Here is a 206-nt window from a genome sequence, read left to right on the forward strand (position 1 = left end):
GGTCGCGCTGGGCCAGCACCACGCGGCGTACGCCGGCGGCGACGAGGGCCTGCGAGCTGGGGCCGGTGCGGCCGGTGTGGTCGCTGGGCTCGCGGGTGACCACGGCCGTCGCGCCGCGGGCCTCGGCCCCGGCGCGGGCCAGGGCGTCGACCTCGGCGTGCGGGGTGCCGACGCCGCGGTGGTGGCCCTCGGCCAGGGTGCTGCCG

At 82.5% G+C, this 206-nt stretch carries 1 pseudogene; it reads right to left on the reverse strand.

Going from position 1 to position 206, the window contains the following annotated elements:
* Nucleotides 1–206, reverse strand: a pseudogene (locus QWJ41_RS21920) (bifunctional diaminohydroxyphosphoribosylaminopyrimidine deaminase/5-amino-6-(5-phosphoribosylamino)uracil reductase RibD); the annotation flags it as partial.

Origin of the sequence: Nocardioides cremeus, assembly GCF_030518195.1 — a bacterium.
GTDB lineage: Bacteria > Actinomycetota > Actinomycetes > Propionibacteriales > Nocardioidaceae > Nocardioides > Nocardioides cremeus.